Genomic DNA, 17,959 nt, shown 5'->3' with positions numbered 1-17,959 from the left:
CGCACCATGTTCGCAGTCTACGCCGCCGAATCCCACGCCGACGACCCGCTGGCCGCCCTCCGCACCGGCGACCGGCCCGCCCCGGACGTACCCGAGGGCTGGGCGCGCGTGCGGTTGCGGGCGGCGAGCCTGAACCACCACGACCTGTGGAGCCTGCGCGGTGTCGGCCTTCCGGCCGACCGGCTGCCCATGATCCTCGGGTGCGACGGAGCCGGCGTCGACGACGAGGGACGCGAGGTGGTCGTGCACGCCGTCGTGAGCGACCCCGACTGGACCGGCGACGAGACCTTCGACCCGCGCCGCAGCCTGCTGAGCGAGCGCTACCAGGGCACCTTCGCCGACGAGGTGGTCGTGCCGCGCCGCAACCTCGTGCCCAAGCCGGCGGAGCTGTCGTTCGAGGAGGCGGCCTGCCTGCCGACGGCGTGGCTGACGGCGTACCGGATGCTCTTCACCCGCTCAGGCCTGGCCCCGGGCTCGACCGTGCTCGTGCAGGGGGCAGGCGGCGGCGTGGCGACGGCGCTCGTGGCGCTGGGCTCCGCGGCCGGCTACCGGATGTGGGTGACCAGCCGCGACGAGGCCAAGCGGGCCAAGGCGATCGAGCTCGGCGCCGACCAGGCCTTCGAGTCCGGCGCCCGGCTCCCCGAACGCGTCGACGGCGTCATGGAGACGGTCGGCAAGGCGACGTGGTCGCACTCGGTGAAGTCGCTCAGGCCCGGCGGCGTGATCGTCACGTGCGGCGCCACGAGCGGTGACGCCCCGCCCGCCGAGCTCACCCGCATCTTCTTCCTGCAGCTCAGCGTCGTGGGCTCCACCATGGGCACCCGCGATGAGCTGGACCGGCTGATGCGGCTGTGCGCGGTGACCGGCGTCCGCCCGCTCATCGACCACGTGCTGCCGCTCGAGGACGCCCGAGAGGGCTTCGAGCGGATGCTGCACGAGGACGTCTTCGGCAAGATCGTCTTCACCCGCTGAGGTCACCACGCAGGCGCGGGCTCGGACGGCGGCGGCGCACCGTGGCGCGCACGCGCTCCTGGGCGACGTAGCTGAGCACCTGCTCGGTGCTGACGGGGACGGTCATGGTTGCCTCCGGTGCTGGTCTACGGCGCGGCTGACGACGTCCATGACGTCGGCCCGCGCCCGGTCGATGATGGTGACGATCTGGTTGACGGACTCCTGGTCGATCCACTCGCGGCGGGTCGCCGCACGCAGGCCGTGCCGCAGCTCCTCCACGGCGCGCTCCACCTGGCCCTGCCGACCCTGCGGCGGCCGCTCTCCGGCCGGCTCGTCGTGGGCGCTGCGGCGAGCGGTCTTGGCGGCGGCGAGCAGCTCAGCGCGCAGCTGCTTCGAGCCGCCCTGCACCTGCGCGCGCACCTGCTCGGCGAGCTGGCGCACCGAGCGCTCGAGGTCGTCTCGCAGGTCGTCGACGTCGCCCGCCCGGGCGTCCAGCTCGGCGCGCCCGGCGTCGGTGATGCGGTAGACGGCCTTGCGGCCCTCGTCCTCGCGCACCACCAGCCCCTCGTCCTCCAGGCGAGCCAGCCGGGGGTAGATCGTGCCGGCGCTGGGGGAGTAGAGGCCGCCGAAGCGCTCCTCGAGGTCGCGGATGATCTCGTAGCCGTGCTTCGGGCCGTCGGCCAGCGCGGTCAGCAGGTACAGGCGCAGCTGGCCGTGGGCGAAGATAGGGCTCACGACGCGTCCTTGCGCAGCAGCGTGACGTCGCCGCTCACGGAGGTCGCCGACACGCGCACCGACTCGTCGCCGTCGCGGATCTCGCCCTGCGGCGGGCCGGGGCGTCCGGCGCCGATGCGCCGGCCGTCGGCGACGATCTGGCCCGAGACGCTGCGCGCGTCGAGCCGGAAGCCGCTGTCGCCGGGGATCCGCACCACGAGGTCGCCCGACACGCTCTTCATGTCGACCCGGCTGGGGGCCGTGTGCAGGTCGACGACCAGCTCGCCCGACACCGTCTTGACGTCCAGACGTGGCAGCTCGGCCGCCTGCACGACGATCGACCCGCTCACCGACTCGCCGCTGAGCGAGCCGTGCAGGTCACGCACGTCGATGCGGCCGGAGATCGTGCGTGCGGCGACGTCCCCGTGGACGTCGTCGACGGCCAGCTCGCCGCTCACCGTGCGCACCGTGGCGCCCTGCCGCAGGCCGGCGATCAGACCGTCGGCCGAGACGGTCGACACGCGCACCCGGGTGCCGGCCGGCACGGCCACGCTGATCTCGGCGCGGTCGTCGCGGCGGGCCATCGCCTTGATCGACTCCAGCAGGCCGTCCCACGTGACCTTCGGGTGCTGCACCGTCAGCACGCCGCCGTCCCAGGTGACCTCCAGCGGGCGGCCCTTGACGTCGGTGACCTCGAGCCGCGCCGTGGCTGCTTCCTCGGCGTCCTGGGCGTCCGCGGGGTGCGCGACGACGTCGACGCGCCCGGCCACCAGGCCGACGCGCAGCTCGCGCACCGGCTCGCTCTCGCCGCCGACCTCCAGGATGCGGGGTCCGTCGACCTGCCAGCTCTCGCTCATCTCCAGCTCCGTTCACGATATATCGCGTCTGTGGTGAACAAGATATATCGCGAGTTGCGAGAGTCGTCAACCCTTCTCCGCTCTCACCGGCCGTGATCATGCACGTCCGCGCACCGAGGCTGCGCTGGCGTGCATGATCACGCCGGGGGACGGGTTGGGGAGGGGTTGGCGGACGGGCCGGGAGGGAGCAGGGCAGGGGGTCAGCGGGGGTCGAGACCGAGCCACTGCGGCCACCCGCAGTGCAGCACGAGCCAGGCGAGCAGGCCGTAGCCTGCCTGGCCCGGGTGCATGCCGTCGCCGGCACCGAGGTCGGCGAACCACTGCTCGTGGGAGAGCAGGGGCGTGAAGCAGTCGACGAAGGGCACGCCGCGGCGCTCGCAGACGTCGCGCTCGGCGTCCACGACGGCGCGCAACCGCTCGTTGTCGGCCGGGTCGAGCCAGGGAGCGGGCCCGACGACGAAGGGCTGCAGCCCGTCGGCTGCCGCCTCGTCGACGACGTTGGCGAGGTTGAGCCGGGTGCGGGCCAGGGAGATGCCCTGCCCGATGTCGTTCGCACCGACCGCGATGACCAGCCGGTTGTCGGCGCCGTCGAACCAGCGGCGGCCGGTCTCCGCGCGCCACCTCTCGAGGACGCCGGCCGTCGAGTCGCCCCGGACGCCGAGCTGGTGGACGGTCAGGTCCAGGTCGTCCTGCGGCGTGCGGGCGACGACGCGACCCACCCAGCCGAGCGCCTTGGGATCGCCGTAGCCAGTGACGTAGGAGTCACCGACGATGCACAGGCGCACGTCGCGGCGTGCGACGTCCGGGTCGCTCACGAGGTCACTCGTCCTCGTCGTCGTCGAGGCGAGCCAGCCAGGTGGCGAGCCGCTCGACGGGCGTCTCGAACTCGGGGTGGAGGTCGACGAACTCCTGCAGCCGCTCGGACACCCACGTCAGGGAGACCTGCTCGTCGCCCCGACGCTGCTCGAGCTCCTCGATCCCGCGGTCGGTGAAGTACATCGCGGGCTACCGACCGAGCGCCTGCTCGAGCAGGGCGGCCTGCTCGGCCTCGTGCCGCTTCGACGACCCGCTCGCGGGCGACGCGGACGCCTTGCGCGAGGCGCGGTGCAGCGCCCGGCCCCCGAGGTGCTCGGGCAGGTGCAGCGCGACGTGCGGCCACGGCCCCATGTTGGCGGGCTCCTGCTGGGTCCACACGAGCTCGGCCTCGGGGTACTTCGCGAGCTCGGCGAGGATCTCGTCGATGGGCAGCGGCGCGAGCTGCTCGACGCGGACGATCGCCGTCCGGTCGTCATTGCGAGCGGTGCGCTCGGCCACGAGGTCCCAGTAGATCTTGCCCGAGCACAGGACGACGCGGTCGACGCGCGAGGCGTCGGCGGCGGCGTCGCCGATCACCGGCAGGAAGTGGCCGTTCGTGAAGTCCTCCGGCGCGCTCACCGCGGCCTTGAGCCGCAGCATCGACTTCGGCGTGAAGACGACCAGCGGGCGCCGGGGCCGTGCGTACGCCTGGCGGCGCAGCAGGTGGAAGTAGGACGCCGGGGTGCTGGGCATCGCGACGGTCATGTTGTCCTCGGCGCACATCTGCAGGAAGCGCTCGATGCGGGCGGAGGAGTGGTCGGGGCCCTGACCCTCGTAGCCGTGCGGCAGCAGCAGCACGACGGACGAGTGCTGGCCCCACTTCTGCTCCGACGAGGAGATGAACTCGTCGATGATGGTCTGCGCGCCGTTGACGAAGTCGCCGAACTGCGCCTCCCACAGCACCAGCGCGTCCGGCCGCTCGACCGAGTAGCCGTACTCGAACCCCATCGCGGCGTACTCCGACAGCAGCGAGTCGTAGACCCAGAAGCGCGCCTGCTCGTCGGTGAGGTACAGCAGCGGCGTCCACTCCTCGGCCGTGTGCTTGTCGATGAGCACCGAGTGGCGCTGCACGAACGTGCCACGGCGCGAGTCCTGGCCGGCCAGGCGCACGGGGGTCTGCTCCATGAGCAGCGACCCGAAGGCGATGAGCTCGCCCATGGCCCAGTCGATGCCGCCCTCACGGGTCATCTGGGTGCGGCGCTTCAGCAGCTGCTGCAGCTTGGGGTGCACCTCGAAGCCCTCAGGGATCTCACTGAACGCGTCGCCGATGCGGTGCAGCACCTCGGTGCTGATGGCCGAGGGGCGCGAGACGCTGTAGACCTCGTCGTCGACCTGCGCCTGCGGACGCTCGAGCCCGGCCGGCTCGGACGACGCCGCCGCTGGCCGGGACGCCTCACGGGTCTCGGTGAAGACGCGCTCGAGCTGCTGCTGGTAGTCGCGCAGCGCGGCCTCGGCCTCCTCGACCGTGATGTCCCCGCGGCCGATGAGCGACTCGGTGTAGAGCTTGCGGACACTGCGCTTGTTCTCGATCAGCCGGTACATGAGCGGCTGGGTCATCGACGGGTCGTCGCCCTCGTTGTGACCACGACGGCGGTAGCAGACCATGTCGATGACGACGTCCTTGCCGAACTCCTGGCGGAACTCGAACGCGAGCTCGGCGACGCGCACGCACGCCTCCGGGTCGTCGCCGTTCACGTGGAAGATCGGCGCCTGGATCATGCGCGCGACGTCGGTGGAGTAGAACGACGAGCGCGACGACGACGGCGCGGTGGTGAAGCCCACCTGGTTGTTGATGACGACGTGGATCGTGCCGCCGGTGCGGTAGCCGCGCAGCTGCGAGAGGTTGAGGGTCTCGGCCACGACACCCTGGCCGGCGAACGCCGCGTCGCCGTGCAGCAGCACGGGCAGCACGGTGAACGACTCCCCGCCGAGGTCGAGGCGGTCCTGCTTGGCCCGCACGATGCCCTCGAGCACCGGGTTGACGGCCTCGAGGTGGCTGGGGTTGGCGGCGAGGTACACCTTGGTGGGGGCACCCTCCTCGGACGTGAACTTGCCCTCGGTGCCGAGGTGGTACTTCACGTCGCCGGAACCCTGCACGCTGCGGGGGTCCTGCGTGCCCTCGAACTCGCGGAAGATCTGCGCGTACGACTTGCCGGCGATGTTCGCGAGCACGTTGAGCCGGCCGCGGTGCGGCATGCCGATGCAGACCTCGTCGAGCCCGTCGTTCGCGGCCCGCGACAGCACGCGGTCGAGCAGGGCGATCACCGACTCGCCACCTTCGAGGCTGAACCGCTTCTGCCCGACGTACTTGGTCTGCAGGAACGTCTCGAAGGCCTCGGCCGCGTTGAGCCGGCGCAGGATCCGCAGCTGCTCGTCCGGTGAGGTCTTGGCGTACGGGCGCTCGATCTTGCTCTGGATCCAGGCCCGCTGCTCGGGGTCCTGGATGTGCATGTACTCGACGCCGACCGTGCGGCAGTAGGAGTCGCGCAGCACGCCGAGGATGTGGCGCAGCTTCATGAACGGCTTGCCGCCGAAGCCGCCGGTGGGGAACTCGCGGTCGAGGTCCCACAGGCTCAGCCCGTGCGTGATCACGTCGAGGTCGGGGTGGCGGCGCTGGCGGTACTCCAGCGGGTCGGTGTCGGCCATGAGGTGGCCGCGCACGCGGTAGGCGTGGATCAGCTCCTGCACCCGCGCCGTCTTGGTGATGTCGTCGTCGTGGGTGGCGGAGATGTCCTGGATCCAGCGGATCGGCTCGTAGGGGATCCGCAGCGACCGGAAGATCTCGTCGTAGAAGCCGTCCTCACCCAGCAGCAGCTGGTGGATGCGGCGCAGGAAGTCACCGGACTGCGCACCCTGGATGATGCGGTGGTCGTAGGTGGAGGTCAGCGTGAGGATCTTGGAGATCGCGCTGCGGTTGAGCGTCTCCTCGCTCGCGCCCTGCCACTCGGCCGGGTAGTCCAGCGAGCCGACGCCGATGATCGTCCCCTGGCCGCTCATCAGGCGAGGCACGGAGTGGTTGGTGCCGATGGTGCCCGGGTTGGTGAGGCTGATCGAGGTACCGGCGAAGTCGTCGGCCGTGAGCTTCTGGGCGCGGGCGCGCCGGACGACGTCCTCGTAGGCGGTCCAGAACTGCGCGAAGTCCATGGTCTCGGCGCCCTTGATGCTCGGCACGAGCAGCTGGCGGGTGCCGTCGGGCTTGGCGAGGTCGATGGCCAGGCCGAGGTTGACGTGCGCGGGCTGCGCGAGCGCCGGCTTGCCGTCGCGCTCGGTGTAGCTGTGGTTCATCTCCGGCATCGCGCCGAGCGCCTTCACCACGGCGTAGCCGATGATGTGGGTGAACGAGACCTTGCCGCCCCGGCTGCGCTTGAGGTGGCTGTTGATGACGATGCGGTTGTCGATCAGCAGCTTGGCGGGGATGGCGCGCACCGACGTGGCGGTGGGCACCTGGAGGCTGGCCTCCATGTTCGTGACGACGCGCGCTGACGCACCTCGCAGCGTGGTCACGTCGGTGTCGGTGCTCGAGGCGGGAGCCGGCGACGGCGCGGGCCGAGCGGGTGAGGGGGTGCGCTGGGCACGCTGCGCGGTGACGCCGTCGGCGCGCTGCTCGGACGACGGCTGGGGGACGGCCTGCGGTGCGGGAGCCGGTGTGGGAGCCGGTGCGGGAGCCGGTGCTGCGGCGGGCGCGGGCGCCGGTGCGGGAGCCGGTGCGGGAGCCGGCGCTGCGGCGGGTGCGGGAGCAGCAGCGGGCGGCTGAGGCGCTGCGGCGGGCTGGGGGGATGCGGCCGGCGTCGTGGCCTGCGCGGTCGCGGCCTCACCCTGGCCGTTGGGCGTCGCGCCGTCAGCGGGGCTGTAGTCCTCGAAGAACTCCCACCAGGCGCGGTCGACCGACGACCGGTCCTTCAGGTACTGCTGGTAGAGCTCGTCCACCAACCATTCGTTCGGCCCGAAGGCCGCCATCGGGTCGCTGCTCGCGGACTCCTGCGACACGGCGGTGATCGCCTCTTCCGTCTCGTCAATCGCGTGGTGAATCGGCCAAGGTGCCGGTGCGCGACCGAGCTGGCCGGCCGGCGCCCCCCAGGCTAGTGCGTCGGCGTGCTGAGCGCCGACACCGGTGCGATCCCGCGCGCCACGTCGGGTGAAATGTCACGTGGCGTGACGCCGGGTCACGTGATGTCGCGGCGAGCCGAGGTGAGCCACGCCGCGACGGCGATGACCAGCCCGTAGGCCACCATGACGAGGCCACCGGCCCACCAAGGCAGCAGGTCGCTGCCCGTGTAGCCCTGCACGAGGGCCGTGGACGCGTTGCTCACCGTGTACTCGCCGAGGGTCTGCAGGTCGAGCTGGTTGAGCGCCAGGCCGAGCAGCGGGTCGATGAGGAACACGAACCCCACGGCGACGAGCACGGCGGCGATCTGGTTGCGCAACAGCATGCCCAGACTCACGCCGATGACGCACCACAGGGCGATGCCGGGCAGCCCGAGGAGCAGGGCACGCACGACCGTGGCGTCGGCGGCCCCGAGGCCGCCGCCGCGGATGGTCGAGACGAGCGCGACGAGCGCGAGCGACAGCGCCTGCGTCACGACGGCGTAGAGCAGGCCGTAGGCCACGCCCGAGAGCACCTTGGCGGCGATGACCCGGCTGCGGTGCGGCGTCGCGAGGAACGTCTGCGTCGCGGTGCGGTGCCTGAAGTCGACGGCGCCGATGATCGTGCCGAGCACCAGCGCCATGAGGTAGCCGCTCTGGAAGCCGGACGACAAGGCGGTGCGCAGTCCCTCGGCGGAGTCGAGGCCGGGCAGCGCCGGTTGTCCAGCGCCGGGGGAGCGGCCGGAGAACGCGGCGGTGACCGTGACCTGCAGCGCCACCAGGACGACCAGTCCCAGCAGCAGTCCCCACCACATCCGGGTGGTGCGGATCTTGACGAGCTCGGCCTGCAGCGCCCGGGCCATCACGCGGCTCCGTCCGTGATCTCGGTGGGGGTGGTGGGGGTGGGGGTGGGGTGGGTGGCGCGCTCGCGGTCGATGCGGCGCTCCGCGTCGTCGACCATGCGCAGGAACGCGGTCTCGAGGTCACGTTCGAGCGGCGCGAGCAGGTGCAGCCGCACGCCGGCGGTGAACGCGAGGTCCCCGACCTGCTCCGGGGGGCAGCCGCGGACGACGAGAGCGCCGTCCGGCTGCACCTGCGGCGCCAGCCCCGCCGCCGTCAGGGCCGAGGCCAGCGCCTCGGCGTCTGGGGTGACGACCCGGACGCCGGGATCGCCCGACAGCGAGTCGAGCGGCCCCGTGTGCACCAGGCGGCCGCGGGCGAGGATGACGACGTCGTCGACGGTCTGCTGCACCTCCGAGAGCACGTGGCTGCTGACGAGCACCGTGCGGCCCTGGCTCGCGAGGTGGCGCAGGAACCCGCGCAGCCAGGCGATGCCCTCGGGGTCCAGACCGTTGGCCGGCTCGTCGAGCACCAGCACGGCGGGGTCGCCGAGCATCGCCCCGGCGAGGGTGAGCCGCTGGCGCATGCCGAGCGAGAAGCCGCCCACTCGCCGGTCGGCGGCCTCGGTGAGCCCGACCAGGGCGAGCACCTCCTCGACCCGGGTCGTCGCGATTCCTGCGCTCGCGCACATCCAGCGCAGGTGGTTGCGCGCGGTGCGACCGGGGTGGAACGACGACCCGTCCAGCCCGGCGCCGACCGTCCGCAGGGGGTCGTGCAGGTCGCGGTAGGGCTGCCCGCCGATCGCGCAGTGCCCGGACGTCGGCGTCAGCAGACCCAGCAGGAGGCGCAGGGTCGTGGTCTTGCCGGCGCCGTTCGGGCCCAGGAAGCCGGTGACGCGCCCCGGCTCGACCTCGAAGCTGAGGTCGTCGACGGCGATGACCGGGCCGAAGCGCTTGGTCAGCCCGACGACCTGCAGCGTGCGTCCGGGCTCACCGGTTGGCTGCGTGCTGATGGAACCCACCCCCGAGGTGCATGGTGATCGTGAAGCCCCACCTTTGCATCTCACCCGGCGTGAGGGTCAAACGAGGTCAGGAGCTCGGGGCCTGGGGCACGATGACGCGGATGTCGCAGCCGGTCGCCGACTCGGCGACGCGGATCGAGCCGTGGTGCAGGTCGACCACCCAGCGCGCGATCGCCAGGCCCAGGCCGGTGCCGCCGTCGTGCGCCGACGCACCGCCGCGGTGGAAGCGCTCGAACACGCGCAGGCGCTCCTGCGGGTCGATGCCGGGGCCCTCGTCGATGACGTCGAGCTGCACCTGCCCGACGCCACCACGCGCCCGCGCGACGACCTCGCCGCCCTTGGGCGAGTGGCGCGCTGCGTTGTCGAGCAGGTTGGCCACCACCTGGTGCAGGCGGTCCTGGTCGGCGACGAGCGTGAGGTCGGCGGGCTCGACGTCGACGACGTAGTGCACGTCGCGTCCGGCGAGCTCGGCCTGCTCCACGCAGGCCGCCAGGAACTCTCGCAGCGCGAAGCGGTTGCGGTGCAGGGGCACCGCACCGGCCTCGACGCGCGACAGGTCGAGCAGCTGGCTCACGAGGTCGCCGAGGCGCTCGGTCTGGGCCAGCGCGGTGCGCAGCGACGCGTCGTCCGGGGTGGTGACACCGTCGACGAGGTTCTCGAGCACCGCGCGCAGGGCCGACACCGGGGTGCGCAGCTCGTGGCTGACGTTGGCGACGAGCTCGCGACGCTGCCGGTCGGCGTCGCCGAGGTCCTCGGCCATCCGGTTGAACGCACGCGCCAGCTCGCCGACCTCGTCGTTGCTCGTGGCGTGCACCCGGCGGCTGTAGTCACCGCGCGCCATGGCCTGCGCCGCAGCGGTCATCTCGCGCAGCGGCGACGTCATCCCGCGCGCGAGCAGCTGGGTGACCGCGAGCGCGATGACCACCGAGAGCGGCAGCGTGTAGCGCGTCGCGAGGTCGTTGTGCAGTCCTGCCCACACGGCGACGGCCGAGATGGTGGTGGTCGCTCCGACCAGCACCCCGAGCTTGATCTTGATGGAGCGGAAGGGGTCGAGGGGGCGCAGGTCTCGCACCCGCGAGCCGGCCACGGTGCGCTCGGTCATGGCGCGTCGGCTTGCCCGGGCTCGTCACCTTCAGCGGCGTCACCGTCAGCGGCGTCACCGGCCGGTTCGGCCGAGTAGCCGACCCCGTGCACGGTGCGGATCAGGCCCGGGCCGAGCTTGCGACGCAGCGCCTTGATGTGGCTGTCGACGGTGCGCGTGCCGGACGCGTCGGCCCAGTCCCACACGTCGGCCAACAGGGTCTCGCGCGTCAGCACGGTGCGGGCGTCGGAGGCCAGCCGCACCAGCAGGTCGAACTCGATCGGCGTCAGGTGCACCTCGCTGCCGTCGCGGCGAACGCGCCGCTCGGCCCGGTCGATCTCGACCGGCCCGAGCACGAGGGTCGAGGGTGCGTCGCCGACGTGAGCCAGCTGCTGGGCGCGCGCCACCCGGCGGATCAAGGCGTTCACCCGGGCCACGAGCTCACGCATCGAGAACGGCTTGGTCATGTAGTCGTCGGCGCCGACCCCGAGCCCGATGAGCATGTCGGTCTCGTCGTCGCGCGCCGTGAGCATCAGCACCGGCAGCGGTCGTTCGGCCTGCACCCGACGGCAGACCTCGAGGCCGTCGAAGCCGGGGAGCATCACGTCGAGCACCATGACGTCAGGCGGGTCGGACACCGCGGCGCTGACGGCGCTCGGGCCGTCGCCGACGACGTCGACGGCGTAGCCCTCGGCCCGGAGCCGGTGCGCCACCGACAAGGCGATGGTCGGCTCGTCCTCGACGACGAGCACGCGTCGTGGCGGGTGGTTGGTGCCGGTCTGGGGCTGGCCGCTCATGCCGCAGATGCTACGGCGCAGCGTGCGGGGGTTCTGTGTGCTGCACGTATCGTTCCGGTGTGCGCTTCCTGCAGGGGCAGACCCCCCGGACCGACCTCACCTACAGCGACGTCTTCCTGGTCCCGAACCGGTCGGACGTGACCTCGCGGCTCGACGTCGACCTGTCGACCACGGACGGCACGGGGACGACGATCCCGGTGGTCGTCGCCAACATGACCGCCGTCGCCGGGCGCCGGATGGCGGAGACCATCGCGCGGCGCGGCGGTCTGGCCGTGATCCCCCAGGACATCCCGACCGACGTCGTCGCCCAGGTCGTGCGCTGGGTCAAGGAGCGGCACACGGTGTTCGAGACGGCGCTCACGCTGTCGCCCACTGACACGGTGCTCGACGCGCTGCACCTGCTGCCCAAGCGCGCGCACGGTGCGGTCGTCGTGGTCGACGCGGCGCGCCGACCGGTCGGCATCGTGACGGCACAGGACTGCGCCGACGTCGACCGCTACACGCTCCTGGCCGACGTGATGAGCCCCGAGGTGCACACGGTCGAGGCTGACGTCGTCGAGGCGGTGGGCGGCCTGCGCGCCGGCTTCGAGCTGCTGCATGAGGCGCGCCGGCGGTTCGCGCCGGTCGTGCGTGAGGGCGTGCTGCAGGGGCTGCTCACCCGGAAGGGGGCCCTGCGCTCGACCATCTACCGGCCCGCCGTCGACCCGAACGGCCGGCTCAGGATCGCTGCGGCAGTAGGGATCAACGGTGACGTGGCGGGCACCGCGAAGGTGCTGCTCGATGCCGGCATCGACACGCTCGTCGTCGACACCGCGCACGGTCACCAGGAGAAGATGCTCGAGGCGCTTTCGGCCGTGCGGGCGCTCGACCCGCAGGTGCCGGTGGTGGCCGGCAACGTCGTCACCGCCGAGGGTGTGCGCGATCTCGTGGCGGCGGGCGCCGACATCGTCAAGGTCGGGGTGGGTCCGGGGGCGATGTGCACCACGCGCATGATGACCGCCGTCGGCCGGCCGCAGCTGTCCGCGGTGCTCGAGTGCGCCGACGCCGCGCGCGAGCTCGGCAAGCACGTGTGGGCCGACGGCGGCGTGCGACACCCGCGCGACGTCGCGCTCGCCCTCGCGGCAGGGGCCAGCCAGGTGATGGTCGGCTCGTGGTTCGCCGGCACCTGCGAGAGCCCCGGCGACCTCATGACCGACGCGCAGGGCCGCGAGTACAAGGAGAGCTTCGGCATGGCGTCCTCGCGAGCCGTGGCGGCGCGCACCAAGGAGGACTCGGCGTTCGACCGGGCGCGCAAGGGCCTGTTCGAGGAGGGCATCTCGAGCTCGCGGATGATGCTCGACCCCGCGCGTCCCGGGGTCGAGGACCTGCTCGACCAGATCACGTCCGGGGTGCGAAGCGCCGCGACGTACGTCGGCGCCCGCAACCTCGCCGACCTGCACGAGCGCGCGGTCCTGGGCTTGCAGTCGAGCGCAGGCTACGAGGAGGGACGGCCCCTGCCGGCCGGGTGGTGAACGCGCAGCGGGCGCGCCGCTAGCCGACGAACACGCAGAAGGGGTGGCCAGCGGGGTCGGCGTACACGCGCAGCGGCTCGTCCGGGTCGTCGGTGCGGTCGAGCAGCAGCTGGGCGCCCAGCGCGAGCGCGCGGACGTGAGCGGCGTCGAGCTCGGCGCGCGAGCCCACCGTGGTGTCGAGGTGCAGCTGCATCGGCACCGTGGCGTCCGGCCAGGTCGTGCGCGTGAGCTCGGCCACCTGCTGGAACGCCAGCTGCACGCCACCCGAGGGGTGGCGCAGCACGAGCCAGTCGGCGCCCCGCTCGTCGGGGCTGCCGTCGGTGGGCGGTGCGTCGCCCTCGCGGTACTGAAGGGCGAAGAGCTGGCGGTAGAACTCCGCCAGCGCCCGGGCGTCCGGCCCGTCGAGCACCACCTGCCGCACTGTGGGTACGCCGTGCGCTTCGGACATCGGTGACCTCCCGTGGCTCGTCGTCGTCCATCGTCGTCCGCCGCCGTCTTGCCGTCGTCGTCCACCGTGCCACGGCGGCCCGCGCGCGGTGTCGGGAGCAGGCCGTACGATCGGGGGGATGATGCAGCCCGAGACCGATCCCCCGGACGAGCCTCACCAACGCGAGCCTCACCAACGCAGCGAGCCCCCCGGTCGCAGCGCGCAGCCGCCCCGCGAGGCCACCTCGTGACCGAGTGGCTGCTCCTGCTCCTCAGCGTCGTGCTCACGCTCGGCACCGCGGTGTTCGTCGCGGCGGAGTTCTCGCTCGTCGCGCTCGACCGGTCCGCCGTCGAGCGCTCGGTGCAGGCCGGTGACGCGCGCTCGGTGGGCGTGCTGGCTGCGCTGCGCCGGCTGTCGACCCAGCTGTCGGCCTCGCAGGTGGGCATCACGGTGACCACCCTGCTGGTCGGCTACCTCGCCGAGCCCAGCATCGCGCGGCTGCTGGCGACCCCGCTGTCCGGCGTCGGCCTCCCCGCGTCTGCCGTCGACCCCGTCGCGGTCGCGGTGGCCCTGGTGCTCGCCACCGCCTTCTCGATGGTGGTCGGCGAGCTGGTGCCGAAGAACCTCGCCATCGCCCGGCCCCTCAGCACGGCGCAGCTCATCGCGGTGCCCATGCGGGTGTTCTCCACCGTGGCGCGTCCGCTGATCGCGCTGCTCAACGGCAGCGCGAACGCCGTCTTGCGCCGGCTCGGCGTGGAGCCGAAGGAGGAGCTGTCGGGTGCGCGCACGCCGCAGGAGCTCGCCTCGCTCGTGCGCCGCTCCGCCGAGGCCGGCACCCTCGACGCCGGCACCGCTGAGCTGCTCACCCGCTCGCTGGGGTTCGCCGACCGCACGGCCGAGGACGTCATGACCCCGCGCCTGCGGTGCACCGTGGTGCACCGCGACGACAGCGCGGCGGACGTCGTCCGGCTGGCGCGCACCACCGGCCACTCGCGCTTCCCCGTGGTCGACGACGACCTCGACGACGTCGTGGGCGTCGTCCACATCAAGCGCGCGGTCGCTGTGCCGCCGGAGCGGCGCGGCGACGTGCCGGCGGCCGCGCTGATGTCCGACCCTCTGATGGTGCCCGAGACCGTGCGTCTGGACCCGCTGCTCGTCCAGCTGCGCGAGCAGGGCCTGCAGCTGGCGGTGGTGGTCGACGAGTACGGCGGCACGTCCGGCGTGGTGACGCTCGAGGACGTCATCGAGGAGATCGTCGGCGAGGTCGCCGACGAGCACGACCGCGGCCGCACCGCCGGCCGACGGCTGCGCGACGGGTCGTGGGTCGTGCCTGGCCTGTGGCGGCCCGACGAGGTGCGCGACCGGATCGGCGCCGACGTGCCCGACGACGGCGCCTACGAGACCGTCGGCGGCTTCGTGATGGCCCGCATCGGTCGCGTGCCGCAGGTGGGCGACGTCGTCACCGTGCCCGGTTGGCGCCTGCACGTGTCACGCATGGACGGCCGCCGCGTCGACCGGCTGCGCGTGACGCCGGTGCGGGGTCTGGGCGTCACCGAACCCGATGGCGGGACGGCGTGAGCGGGGGAGCGGCGCTCGGGGTCGCGGCGGCGCTGCTGCTGGCGAACGCCTACTTCGTCGGCGCCGAGTTCGCGATCATGGCCGCCCGGCGCAGCCAGATCGAGCCGCTGGCCGACGCGGGCTCGCGCCGGGCGCGCTCGACGCTGCACGCCATGGAGCACGTCTCGGCGATGCTCGCCGCGGCCCAGCTCGGGGTCACGGTCTGCTCCGTGAGCCTCGGAGCGGTGGCCGAGCCGGCCCTCGCGCACCTGCTGGAAGCGCCGTTCGCCGCCGCCGGCCTCTCCGAGCGCCTCGTGCACCCCGTGGCGTTCGCGCTCGCGCTCGCCGTCGTGGTGTACCTGCACGTGGTGGTGGGCGAGATGGTGCCCAAGAACCTCGCGATCGCCGGCCCCGACCGCGCCGCGCTGCTGCTCGCGCCGCCGTTGGTCTGGCTGACGCGGGTGCTCGGCCCGGTGATCGGGGTACTGAACGGTCTGGCCAACGCGTGCCTGCGCCTGCTCGGCGTGGAGCCTAAGGCCGAGGTGACCTCGACGTTCACCGCGGAGGAGGTCTCCTCCATCGTCGCCCAGTCGCAGGCCGAGGGGTTGCTGCAGGACGAGCACGGCCTCGTCACCGGCGCCCTGGAGTTCAGCGAGCGCACGGCCGGTGACGTCGAGGTGGCGCTCGCCGACCTGGTCACCCTGCCCGAGGCCAGCACGCCGGCCGACCTGGAGCGGCTCGTGGCGCGCACGGGGTTCTCGCGGTTCCCCGTCACCGGCGCAGACGGCCAGCTCGTGGGTTACCTGCACCTGAAGGACGTGCTCTACGCCGACGACGAGCGCTACGACGCACCGATCCCGCCGAAGCGGGTGCGCGCGTTGGTGACCGTCGGCGCCGCTGACGACGTCGAGGACGTGCTGGCGACGATGCAGCGCTCGGGGGCTCATCTAGCGCGCGTGGTCAGTGCCGACCAGGTGACGGGTGTGGTGTTCCTCGAGGACGTGCTGGAGGAGCTGGTCGGCGAGGTGAGGGACGAGACCCGACGGCACCGCGGGATCGTCGATCGCGGGCTGTAGCCGCTCGCCGAAACGTCAGTGTGGTGTGGCGTGCGTCACATTCGCAGCGAGTGCCCCTGTTGTGATTCGCCGCAGTCTTCTAAGGTCGACTGACGGGTCGAACCCCGCCGATTTCGATCGAAGTCTATCGAAATCGTCCGACCCCGACTGAACTCGACTGACCTCGATTGACCTCGATCGACCTCGATTGACCACGGGTACCGTCCGACGTCGGTACCACCCGAACTCGACACCCCGCCGGAGTCTCTGCGTGCCCAGTGCGTTCTCGACGGATGACCGCATCCGCGCGGAGGAGCCGACGGCGTCGCAGTACCGCGGACGGCGACGCCGCGAACCGGTCGCCCCGGCCGTCTCGACCTCCCCGGCCAACCGCTCGGAGCCGACCCTGCCGCTCCCGGCGCCTGAGCTCGCCGCCGCAGTGGCCGTGCTGCCGCACCAGCCCCTCCAGGTCGACCGCCCGCGGGCGCAGGCGCCGGCGCCTGCGACCCCCAGTTACCTCACGCGGGCGCAGGCCAAGGCCGCGGCTCGCGCTGAGGAGCGCGCCGCCCGGGCGAAGGGCCGCCAGACCCGCACGCCGCGAAGCCGCACCCGCCCCGCGCCCGAGACGGCCGATAGCGGCAGCCAGCCGGCCACCGGGCCCCTGACCCAGCTACGCACCCCGCTGCGCCAGCGCCAGGTAGTCGTCGACGCGAACGCCCGGCGGGCGCCCCATCGACGCGACCAGGTCACGGCCCGCCCGGGGCCGCGCCATCGCGGCCTGGCCGCGGTCGCCGCGGTCGCCGCCGTGGGGGCGCTCGGTGCCGTGGCGTCTGCCGTGGGCGCCTTGCCCTCAGCGGCCTCCGACCAGGCTGCCGCCACGCTCGGCCCCCAGGCGGCCGCCGCCGTCGGCGTGGTGGACGCCCGGCGTCAGCGCAGCACCGAGCAGTCCTCGGCCCGCGCCGCCAGCGCCCTCGGTGACTCGGCGTTTCGGATGGTGGCGGTCTCCCGTTCGCAGGAGCGCGGCCCGATCGCCGGGTGCAGCGGCCGCGAGCCGGGGCAGCACTACGCCAACGGCCAGCTGCCGTCCTCCATCCTCTGCGCCTTGCCGTTCGCGCCGGGCCACAAGCTGCGGGCCGACGCGGCCGTGCGGCTGATCCGGCTCAACGAGGTCTACAAGGGCCGCTTCGGCTCCGACCTGTGCCTCACCGACTCCTACCGGTCGCTGGCGTCGCAGTACAGCGTCGCGGCCCGCAAGCCGGGACTGGCGGCGCGACCGGGCACCAGCGAGCACGGGTGGGGCCTCGCGATCGACGTGTGCGGTGGGCCCGACGAGGTGGGCAGCGCCCGCCGCACGTGGTTCCTGGAGAACGCTCCGGCGTTCGGGTGGGACAACCCCGACTGGGCGCGTCCCGGTGGCAGCAAGCCCGAGCCCTGGCACTGGGAGTTCGTCGAGGGCGAGTGAGACCGCCGTCCTGGCGCGCGGCTGGCGACTGGTAACCTCGTCGAGCCCGAGCCCCCGTAGCTCAGGGGATAGAGCACCGCCCTCCGGAGGCGGGAGCGCAGGTTCGAATCCTGCCGGGGGCGCCCTGCGACGTCTCAGACGTCGGCAACGAACGGACCTGCGATGCGCAGGTCCGTTCGTCGTTTCCGGACCCGTCCGGGCGCCGCCTGCGGGCGCCTGGCTTCCTTCGGATCAAGGGTTCAACCCCGTGGGGGTCGTCCGCCGCCTACCCTGGTCGCATGGTCCAGCAGCAGGGCAGAGGGCGGCGCCGGCGCGCCGTCAGCACCCTCAGCTCACCACGCGTGCTGGTCTGCGACGACACCGACTCCGTGCGCGCGCTGATCGTCATGAACCTCGAGCTCGAGGGCTACGACGTCATGGAGGCCCGCGACGGCCAAGAGGCGCTCGACCTGCTCAACGACCCGCAGGGCACGCTGCCGGACGTCGTCACCGTCGACGCGCTCATGCCGCGGCGCGACGGCTGGTGGACGGTGTCGATGATCCGCAGCGATCCCCGGCTCGAGCACCTCCCGGTGGTCATGGTCACTGCCTCCGTGCAGCGCCACCACCGCGCCCAGGCCGAGCAGGCGAGCGTCGACGCGTTCATCGCCAAGCCGTTCGACCCCGACGAGCTCGTCGCCATCGTCGGCGTGCTCGCGTCCGCTGGCCGGGTCGGCTGATCGGGTCGGCCACACTGCGCCGGTAGCCT

16 protein-coding genes and 1 tRNA gene are annotated in these 17,959 nt (G+C 72.8%); 7 read left to right on the top strand and 10 right to left on the bottom strand.

What is annotated here, in order from left to right; genetic code table 11:
* The first annotated feature begins 6 nt into the window (after positions 1–6).
* On the top strand, positions 7–972 hold the full coding sequence (locus ASD06_RS01350; protein ID WP_056672187.1) for a zinc-binding dehydrogenase: 966 nt from the start codon (positions 7–9) through the stop codon (positions 970–972).
* A 102-nt stretch (positions 973–1,074) separates the two neighbouring features.
* On the opposite strand, the gene ASD06_RS01345 is transcribed toward ASD06_RS01350, so the two are convergent.
* From ASD06_RS01345 to ASD06_RS01305, 9 genes are all read right to left on the bottom strand, one after another.
* Entirely contained in the window at positions 1,075–1,686 is a 612-nt protein-coding gene (locus ASD06_RS01345) for a PadR family transcriptional regulator (protein WP_056672184.1), read from the bottom strand.
* Complete coding sequence (locus ASD06_RS01340; protein WP_056672182.1) at positions 1,683–2,522, bottom strand: DUF4097 family beta strand repeat-containing protein; 840 nt, start codon at positions 2,520–2,522, stop codon at positions 1,683–1,685. Before ASD06_RS01340 ends, ASD06_RS01345 begins: the two co-directional genes overlap by 4 nt.
* Positions 2,523–2,722: 200 nt before the next feature.
* Positions 2,723–3,337: a GDSL-type esterase/lipase family protein gene (locus ASD06_RS01335; RefSeq protein WP_056672180.1), complete on the bottom strand. Its 615-nt coding sequence runs from the start codon at positions 3,335–3,337 to the stop codon at positions 2,723–2,725.
* A gap of 4 nt (positions 3,338–3,341) precedes the next feature.
* Positions 3,342–3,521 carry a DUF6104 family protein gene (locus ASD06_RS01330; RefSeq protein WP_056672177.1) on the bottom strand — a complete coding sequence of 60 codons (180 nt, stop codon included), beginning with the start codon at positions 3,519–3,521 and terminating at the stop codon, positions 3,342–3,344.
* Positions 3,522–3,527: 6 nt separating this feature from the next.
* A complete protein-coding gene (locus ASD06_RS01325; protein ID WP_056672174.1) occupies positions 3,528–7,364 on the bottom strand; it encodes a multifunctional oxoglutarate decarboxylase/oxoglutarate dehydrogenase thiamine pyrophosphate-binding subunit/dihydrolipoyllysine-residue succinyltransferase subunit in 3,837 nt (1,278 codons plus the stop codon).
* 176 nt (positions 7,365–7,540) lie between these two features.
* The gene (locus tag ASD06_RS01320) at positions 7,541–8,323 is read right to left on the bottom strand and encodes an ABC transporter permease (protein ID WP_056672173.1); all 783 of its coding nucleotides are present in this window, start codon (positions 8,321–8,323) and stop codon (positions 7,541–7,543) included.
* Entirely contained in the window at positions 8,323–9,321 is a 999-nt protein-coding gene (locus tag ASD06_RS01315) for an ATP-binding cassette domain-containing protein (RefSeq protein WP_056672170.1), read from the bottom strand. The genes ASD06_RS01320 and ASD06_RS01315 overlap by 1 nt, the downstream gene beginning before the upstream one ends.
* A gap of 67 nt (positions 9,322–9,388) precedes the next feature.
* Positions 9,389–10,423, bottom strand: coding sequence for an ATP-binding protein (locus ASD06_RS01310; protein ID WP_056672168.1), 1,035 nt, complete (start codon positions 10,421–10,423; stop codon positions 9,389–9,391).
* On the bottom strand, positions 10,420–11,199 hold the full coding sequence (locus ASD06_RS01305; RefSeq protein ID WP_056672166.1) for a response regulator transcription factor: 780 nt from the start codon (positions 11,197–11,199) through the stop codon (positions 10,420–10,422). Before ASD06_RS01305 ends, ASD06_RS01310 begins: the two co-directional genes overlap by 4 nt.
* Before the next feature lie 59 nt (positions 11,200–11,258).
* On the opposite strand from ASD06_RS01305, the gene ASD06_RS01300 reads away from it, so the two are divergent.
* Complete coding sequence (locus ASD06_RS01300; RefSeq protein WP_056672163.1) at positions 11,259–12,710, top strand: GuaB1 family IMP dehydrogenase-related protein; 1,452 nt, start codon at positions 11,259–11,261, stop codon at positions 12,708–12,710.
* Between the two features lie 19 nt (positions 12,711–12,729).
* Here ASD06_RS01300 and ASD06_RS01295 read toward each other — a convergent pair whose 3' ends face one another.
* Positions 12,730–13,158 (bottom strand): VOC family protein, encoded by a 429-nt coding sequence (locus ASD06_RS01295; RefSeq protein WP_056672160.1) that lies wholly within the window; start codon positions 13,156–13,158, stop codon positions 12,730–12,732.
* A gap of 225 nt (positions 13,159–13,383) precedes the next feature.
* Here ASD06_RS01295 and ASD06_RS01290 point away from each other — a divergent pair, with 225 nt between their 5' ends.
* From ASD06_RS01290 to ASD06_RS01270, 5 genes are all read left to right on the top strand, one after another.
* Positions 13,384–14,715 carry a hemolysin family protein gene (locus ASD06_RS01290; protein WP_056672157.1) on the top strand — a complete coding sequence of 444 codons (1,332 nt, stop codon included), beginning with the start codon at positions 13,384–13,386 and terminating at the stop codon, positions 14,713–14,715.
* The gene (locus ASD06_RS01285) at positions 14,712–15,770 is read left to right on the top strand and encodes a hemolysin family protein (RefSeq protein WP_056672154.1); all 1,059 of its coding nucleotides are present in this window, start codon (positions 14,712–14,714) and stop codon (positions 15,768–15,770) included. The genes ASD06_RS01290 and ASD06_RS01285 overlap by 4 nt, the downstream gene beginning before the upstream one ends.
* 250 nt (positions 15,771–16,020) lie before the next feature.
* Positions 16,021–17,211, top strand: a complete 1,191-nt coding sequence (locus tag ASD06_RS01280; RefSeq protein WP_056672150.1) for a D-alanyl-D-alanine carboxypeptidase family protein — start codon at positions 16,021–16,023, stop codon at positions 17,209–17,211.
* A 50-nt stretch (positions 17,212–17,261) separates the two neighbouring features.
* Positions 17,262–17,333 (top strand) — tRNA-Arg (locus ASD06_RS01275).
* Positions 17,334–17,489: 156 nt separating this feature from the next.
* Positions 17,490–17,930, top strand: coding sequence for a PleD family two-component system response regulator (locus ASD06_RS01270; RefSeq protein WP_056672147.1), 441 nt, complete (start codon positions 17,490–17,492; stop codon positions 17,928–17,930).
* The last annotated feature ends 29 nt before the right edge of the window (positions 17,931–17,959 follow it).

This window comes from Angustibacter sp. Root456 (assembly GCF_001426435.1).
In the GTDB taxonomy this organism is placed as follows: Bacteria; Actinomycetota; Actinomycetes; order Actinomycetales; family Angustibacteraceae; genus Angustibacter.
Note: the sequence above shows the minus strand (reverse complement) of the source record. Positions and strands in the feature narration are given on the sequence as shown.

Bases quoted from the DNA above. Each gene is read 5' to 3' on its own strand.
- ASD06_RS01295 (WP_056672160.1), bottom strand. From the start codon at position 13,158: ATGTCCGAAGCGCACGGCGTACCCACAGTGCGGCAGGTGGTGCTCGAC.
- ASD06_RS01270 (WP_056672147.1), top strand. From the start codon at position 17,490: ATGGTCCAGCAGCAGGGCAGAGGGCGGCGCCGGCGCGCCGTCAGCACC.
- ASD06_RS01320 (WP_056672173.1), bottom strand. From the start codon at position 8,323: ATGGCCCGGGCGCTGCAGGCCGAGCTCGTCAAGATCCGCACCACCCGG.
- ASD06_RS01350 (WP_056672187.1), top strand. From the start codon at position 7: ATGTTCGCAGTCTACGCCGCCGAATCCCACGCCGACGACCCGCTGGCC.
- ASD06_RS01340 (WP_056672182.1), bottom strand. From the start codon at position 2,522: ATGAGCGAGAGCTGGCAGGTCGACGGACCCCGCATCCTGGAGGTCGGC.
- ASD06_RS01305 (WP_056672166.1), bottom strand. From the start codon at position 11,199: ATGAGCGGCCAGCCCCAGACCGGCACCAACCACCCGCCACGACGCGTG.
- ASD06_RS01330 (WP_056672177.1), bottom strand. From the start codon at position 3,521: ATGTACTTCACCGACCGCGGGATCGAGGAGCTCGAGCAGCGTCGGGGC.
- ASD06_RS01310 (WP_056672168.1), bottom strand. From the start codon at position 10,423: ATGACCGAGCGCACCGTGGCCGGCTCGCGGGTGCGAGACCTGCGCCCC.